Annotated in this window: 3 protein-coding genes; 2 read left to right on the forward strand and 1 reads right to left on the reverse strand. The window is 49.9% G+C overall.

Annotated features, from left to right (window positions below; translation table 11 throughout):
- Positions 1-1,617 (forward strand): YadA family autotransporter adhesin (locus ACTHSP_RS18665; RefSeq protein WP_440346652.1); only part of this gene is annotated, 1,617 nt, incomplete at its 5' end.
- 238 nt (positions 1,618-1,855) lie between these two features.
- Here the strand turns inward: ACTHSP_RS18665 and dusA are convergent.
- The gene (gene dusA / locus ACTHSP_RS18670) at positions 1,856-2,860 is read right to left on the reverse strand and encodes a tRNA dihydrouridine(20/20a) synthase DusA (RefSeq protein ID WP_440346653.1); all 1,005 of its coding nucleotides are present in this window, start codon (positions 2,858-2,860) and stop codon (positions 1,856-1,858) included.
- A 216-nt stretch (positions 2,861-3,076) separates the two neighbouring features.
- On the opposite strand from dusA, the gene ACTHSP_RS18675 reads away from it, so the two are divergent.
- Positions 3,077-3,697, forward strand: coding sequence for an L-threonylcarbamoyladenylate synthase (locus ACTHSP_RS18675; protein WP_003680049.1), 621 nt, complete (start codon positions 3,077-3,079; stop codon positions 3,695-3,697).
- Positions 3,698-3,781 lie beyond the last annotated feature (84 nt).

Here is a 3,781-nt window from a genome sequence, read left to right on the forward strand (position 1 = left end):
GGTGCTACTGGTGCTACTGGTGCTACTGGTGCTACTGGTGCTACTGGTGCTACTGGTGCTACTGGTGCTACTGGTGCAACTGGTGCTAAAGGTGATACCGGCGCAACTGGTGCTACTGGCGCAACCGGTGCTACTGGCGCAACTGGCGCAACTGGTGCTACTGGCGCAACTGGTGCTACCGGCGAAAAAGGTGACACCGGCGTAACCGGCGCAACTGGTGCTACTGGTGCTACTGGTGCTAAAGGTGATACCGGCGCTACTGGCGCAACTGGTGCTACTGGTGCTACTGGCGCAACCGGCGCAACTGGTGCTACCGGTGCTACTGGTGCAACTGGTGCTAAAGGCGATACCGGTGCTACCGGCGCAACCGGTGCTACCGGCGCAACTGGTGCTACTGGCGCTACTGGCGCAACCGGTGCAACTGGTGCTAAAGGTGATACCGGTGCTAAAGGCGATACCGGTGCTAAAGGCGATACCGGCGCAACCGGCGACAAAGGTGAAAAAGGTGACACCGGCGTAACCGGCGCAACTGGTGCTAAAGGCGATACCGGTGCAACTGGTGCAACTGGTGCAACTGGTGCTAAAGGCGATACCGGTGCTACCGGCGCAACCGGTGCTACTGGTGCTACCGGCGCAACTGGTGCTACTGGCGCTACTGGCGCAACCGGTGCTACTGGTGCTACTGGCGCTACTGGTGCTACTGGCGCTACTGGCGCTACTGGCGCAACCGGCGCAACTGGTGCTAAAGGTGATACCGGCGCAACTGGTGCTACTGGTGCTAAAGGTGATACCGGCGCAACTGGTGCTACTGGTGCAACTGGTGCTAAAGGTGATACCGGTGAAAACGGTAAGTCTGCTGAAGGTAAAGTTGAGCGTGATGAAGCTAAAGGTACTTCTACCATTACTATCAACAACTTCGATAAAGACGGTAAAGTCATCTCTACTACTACTGCAACCGTGAAAGACGGTAAAGACGGTAAAGATGCTGATGGCACCTTCGGTCTGGTTGACGAGACTGGTACTACTGACGGCTCTATCTCCAAAAAACTGAATAACACTATTCAGATTAAAGGTGATGCGGGTACTAAAGTTCAAGTATTCGACAAAGCAACCGGTAAGACTTCAGAGAAAGAAGTTCAAAACATCTTCGTTAAGAAAGACGGCGATGCGCTGAAAGCCAGCTTGAACCCTGATCTGACCGTTAACAGTGTTACTACTAATGAACTGAAGGCAGGTCCTGTAACCATCAACAAAGATGGTATCGATGCCGGCAACACTACTATTAAAAATGTTGCTCCAGGTAAGAACGGTACCGATGCGGTTAACGTTGACCAGCTGAACCAAAAATTCGGCGATGTGAACAGCAGTGTGAACAAGGTTGACAACAACGCCCGCGCAGGTGTGGCTCAAGCTCTGGCTACTGCCGGTCTGCCACAAGCTTACTTGCCAGGTAAGAGCATGCTGGCTATCGGTGGCAGTCACTACCGCGGTGAAACCGGTTACGCTGTCGGCCTCTCTAGCATTTCCGATGGTGGTCACTGGATCATCAAAGGTACTGCTTCCGGCAACTCACGTGGTCACTTCGGTGCTACCGTAGCAGTTGGTTACCAATGGTAATCTGACTTTCAGACGGCCTGAAAAGGCCGTCTGAAAAGACGAAGCAAAGTAAATGCGGCCTAATTTAGGCCGCATTTTTTTATGCTTAGATTATGTGTTGGTTTTATTCGATGAATTAATCGTTATAGTAGCTAAAGAGAAATGAATATATCTTTAGCAATCTGTTGCAATGTAAAAGGCCGTCTGAAACATCATTTGATGTTTCAGACGGCCTTTCATTTATTCACACTATATGCCATTAATCCCAAATATTTGCGCGTTCTACTTCTTTCCATGCGTCTAGAATCAGGCTGCCGTCGTTGTCTTTTAGCAAGGTGGCATCTGAGAGCATACGGCGCCAAGTGCGGGCATTTTTTAGGCCGTGCATTAAGCCTAGTGCATGGCGGACGATATGGCGTAGGATGGTACCGCGCCCTGAGGCGATTTGTTCGCGGCTGTATGCGTATAGCCAAGCTGCTAAATCTGCGTATTGGATTGGTGCGTGTGTGTTGTTGTAAAACAGTGCATCCCAATCGCGCATCAGCATTGGATTGTGATAAGCCTCGCGCCCGATCATGACGCCGTCGACAAATTTCAGATGTTCGGCGATTTCTTCATTGGTGGTGATGCCGCCGTTAATCAAAATTTCTAAGTCGGGGAACTCTTGTTTCAAACGGTAGACGTATTCATATTTGAGTGGCGGAACTTCACGGTTTTCTTTCGGGGATAAACCGTCCAGCCAAGCATTACGCGCATGGACGATAAATGTGCGGCAGGCTGTTTTTTCACGAAGCGTGCCTACAAAATCTGCCACGACTTGATATTCTGTTTGTCTATCTACGCCGATGCGGTGTTTGACTGTTACCGGAATTTCAACTACATCCTGCATCGCGTTCAAACAATCTGCCACCAAATCTACATCATTCATCAGGCAAGCGCCGAAAGCGCCTTTTTGTACGCGTGGGCTGGGGCAGCCGCAATTTAGGTTAACTTCGTTATAGCCATACGCCTCAGCCGCTTTGGCAGCGATTGCCAAGTCATGCGGATCTGAGCCGCCAAGCTGTAAAGCTACCGGTTGCTCGCCTTCGTTGAAACTCAAGAAGCGGTCTTTATCTCCGTAAACCACCGCGCCTGAATTGACCATTTCGCTATAAAGCCAAGCATTGCGTGTAATTTGTCGCGCCATAAAGCGATAGTGTCTGTCTGTCCAATCGAGCATAGGTGCGACAGACAAGCGGCGGGAAGGTAGGGAAGAGGCAGACATTGAGATGACTTTCAAACAAAATAACGCATTATATAGCGTATTAAATTGACTTTCGATATCGGCCGGTAAATCAAAATGATATATAAGGTATCACTAGGTGCAGCTGTGTTGTAGCTGAGGCTAAATCCATTCATTGTGGTGGAAATCCAATATTCAGACGGCCAAATAAGTTTTAAAATGTCAAACAACAAACCATTAGAATGATAAGGAAAAAACATGGCACAATTTTTCGCCATCCATCCCGATAATCCCCAAGACCGCCTCATCAAGCAAGCCGCCGATATTGTCCGCAGTGGCGGCGTTATCGTTTACCCTACGGATTCCTGCTATGCGCTAGGTTGCAAACTCGGCGACAAAAACGCGATGGAGCGTATTCTCACGATTCGCAAAATCGATCAAAAACACCATCTGACCCTGATGTGTGCTGATTTGAGCGAATTGGGTACTTACGCCAAAGTGGATAATGCCCAATTCCGCCAGCTCAAAGCAGCTACGCCCGGCAGCTACACCTTTATCCTGCAGGCAACCAAAGAAGTACCCAATCGCACGCTTCATCCCAAGCGCAAAACCATCGGCCTGCGTGTTCCTGATAACGCCACTGCCTTGGCACTTTTGCAAGAATTGGGCGAACCTATTTTAAGTTGCACCCTCATGCTGCCCGAAGACGACGAGCCATTGACCGATCCATACGAGATCCGAGACCGTCTTGAGCATGCTGTCGATTTGGTTATTGATGGCGGCTGGTGCGGTACTGAGCCGACGACGGTTATCGATATGACCGATGGTACTGAGCTGATTCGTCAAGGCAAGGGCGATATTGCCGTATTCGGCTTGTAAAACCATTTGTAGAAACTAGTAGCGTTGTTTACAGTATTTCCAGGAGAATACTGAAACATGAACATGCACAAAAACACCCGTCTC

It is taken from the genome of Neisseria sp. P0001.S005 (genome assembly GCF_051963715.1).